The 704-nt window shown below is 57.1% G+C and carries 1 protein-coding gene; it reads right to left on the minus strand.

Annotation, left to right across the window (positions count from 1 at the left end; genetic code table 11):
- The coding region (locus V6F78_RS22245) for an RHS repeat-associated core domain-containing protein (RefSeq protein ID WP_332728333.1) at positions 1 to 704 on the minus strand (704 nt) is incomplete at both ends.

Consider the following 704-nt stretch of genomic DNA (forward strand, 5'->3'; position numbering starts at 1 on the left):
TTGTTTCGTTTTATCGGCGGTCGGACTGGTCACCTCAAAGGTCTGCGCCTTACCATCCTCGATAACGACTGTATCAACACGACGCCTTTCTTCTGAAATAGGATCCTTAACAGACTTCCCAGATGCGCCACGTAGATAACACTCACATTGGATCGTCGCGTCAGGGTATTTCTCCTTGACCTTTGCATTAAATTCTTGGTGGCGACGATCCCCCTCAACTGCGTTTTTGATTCGCGCCAACCCCAGCGGATCAACCCACTCCACCGGATTAGGCGCATACGCATAAAGATTCAACCCACCCGCATAGCTGATCGGGTCTTTGCTGACAAACCGTCCGACCCGTGGATCATAGTACCTGTACCGATTGTAGTGCAGCCCTGTTTCGTGATCGTGGTATTGCCCCTGAAACCTGATCGGGTTGGTCAGGCCTTGGCGTTGTGCCCATTTCGTGCGTTGTTCAGTGACTTCACCCCACGCGCTGTACTGCGCGCTCCAGGCGATTTGGCCGGTGGGGTCGGTGAGTTCTTGTGGCGTGCCGAGGTGGTCGCACTGGTACCAGGCCAGTACGTCAATCGGTAGCGCTTGCGGGGTGTGGGTCCACAGCGGGTCTTGGTCGATGTCGTAGGCGCCGGTGTAACTCGGTTGGGCCAGCAGGCGCATCGGTTGGTGGCGCAGGGCCTGGGCCACGGGGACGAAGGTGCCGG

Source organism: Pseudomonas sp. ESBL9 (assembly GCF_036668715.1).
GTDB classification, from domain to species: Bacteria; Pseudomonadota; Gammaproteobacteria; order Pseudomonadales; family Pseudomonadaceae; genus Aquipseudomonas; species Aquipseudomonas lundensis.